Raw genomic sequence first — 941 nt, 5'->3', positions numbered from 1 at the left:
TGTCCCTCGTGGGGAACGAAAAGACGGGGGTGTGCCCGAAACGGGCTCACCAGCCGCTGTAGTTCACCATCAAGTCGGCGATGACCTTGCGGCGTTGCAGATCGAGGCCGTCGAAGTCCGACAGCCCGTCGAAGTGGCAGCGCTTGAGCATGGCACCGCCCTCGCGCGCGTTGTAGAAGCTGACCATGGCGGACAGGAACATGCGTTCGCCGCTGCTCAGGACGCCGAGGGCATCGTTGAGCCGCAGCATGTCGGGACGCAGATCCCACTTGCTCTTGGCCCGGTTCAGACCTTCACGGGTGCCGTCGCCGAACCATTCGGGGCCAGCGATCTCGGCACCACGCTTCCATGCCTCGAAGAAGGCTTGGGGCGCGGCAGCGAAATGCTGCTCTTCCCGCATGATCTGATCGACGACTTCCTGCGGCAGCAGTTGATTCATGGCGTGATTCCTCCAGTTGGATCAGGGAATGGCGAGCTGGGACCAGCCGCCTCTTTCGAGGGCACGTTGAGCCGCCGCATGGCTGCGGAAGTACTCGTGCGATTCCCGCGAAACGGGACCTTCGGTATCGCGCGTGCCGATGTAGTGGCCGGCGGCGCTTTGCAGGACTTCGAGCGGCAGGAACTTGCCGCAATAGGTCAAGGCCAACTGGCCGAAAGAGGCTTTGTGGGACATGGGTAGGCTCCTTGGAAAAGCGAGGCCTTGTCCCTCACGGGATGGCAGCTCCCGCACGTGGTGGATAAAAAGCATCGGCGTCACGGGGACGCGCGTCCGCAGACTTGATGCGATACGGACTGGCGGGTTACGCGGGAAGAACCCACGGCAGCCTGGAACCCATGGCTGCTGGCATGTGCTGACGAATCAGCGAACATGCGGGCAGCTTCGTCCGGGAGCCTCGCTGCGTCAGTTGGAAAACGGCAATCGGCCCAGCCCGGATTGATGG

At 62.9% G+C, this 941-nt stretch carries 2 protein-coding genes; both read right to left on the bottom strand.

The window, feature by feature from the left end; translation table 11 throughout:
• Window positions 1-46: 46 nt before the first annotated feature.
• On the bottom strand, window positions 47-439 hold the full coding sequence (locus EKA13_RS27365; protein WP_065762051.1) for a hypothetical protein: 393 nt from the start codon (window positions 437-439) through the stop codon (window positions 47-49).
• A gap of 21 nt (window positions 440-460) precedes the next feature.
• Window positions 461-673 (bottom strand): hypothetical protein, encoded by a 213-nt coding sequence (locus EKA13_RS27360; RefSeq protein WP_003158617.1) that lies wholly within the window; start codon window positions 671-673, stop codon window positions 461-463.
• Window positions 674-941: the final 268 nt, after the last annotated feature.

This window comes from Pseudomonas defluvii, from assembly GCF_001695625.1.
In the GTDB taxonomy this organism is placed as follows: domain Bacteria; phylum Pseudomonadota; class Gammaproteobacteria; order Pseudomonadales; family Pseudomonadaceae; genus Aquipseudomonas; species Aquipseudomonas defluvii.
This window is presented reverse-complemented; position numbering and strand designations above follow the sequence as displayed.